Consider the following 556-nt stretch of genomic DNA (forward strand, 5'->3'; position numbering starts at 1 on the left):
CACCGACTTCGTCGATTACCAACAAGTCGAAGGCAGCCAACTCGTCGAGAACTTCTCTGTCCGAATATTCGGCACTGCGATCCATCGCTCCCTTGAAGACGCGGATGATCTCAGCTGCAGTGACGATTACCGCTTGAGCTCCATGCTTACGAATGACTGCATGGACGATCGAGCAGGCAAGGTGCGTCTTGCCATTGCCAACGTTGCCGGTAAGGACCAGTGATCGGCCGGCGGCGTAGTTGTCGGGAAACTGATCGACGTAGTCCATGCAGGCATTCAGGGCCTTGGACATTCCCTCACCTCCACCTGTAGTCCTGTAAGTTTCGAACGTGCATCCGTTAAAGCGTGGAGTGATACCAGAGCCTAAGAGCAGCTTATTCAGGTCCTCAGCCTGCTTCCTGCCTCGAGCGAGGATGTGAGCCTCGGACGTCTTTGGCGCAGTGTGTAATGCCTCCCAGTGGCAATGCTTGCAGCCACGAGGCAATACCGAGCCGTCGAACTGCTCAATTTCAGAACTGCTCACCGAGCCATGCACCGGACATTCGAGAGCAAAGAA

The 556-nt window shown here is 55.2% G+C and carries 1 protein-coding gene; it reads right to left on the reverse strand.

The annotated features are described in order from the left end of the window. On the reverse strand, window positions 1–292 hold a 292-nt coding region (locus HT737_RS32280), incomplete at its 3' end, for an ATP-binding protein (protein ID WP_306287336.1). Window positions 293–556 lie beyond the last annotated feature (264 nt).

Source organism: Pseudomonas sp. MD195_PC81_125 (genome assembly GCF_014060985.1).
Lineage (GTDB): Bacteria > Pseudomonadota > Gammaproteobacteria > Pseudomonadales > Pseudomonadaceae > Aquipseudomonas > Aquipseudomonas parakoreensis.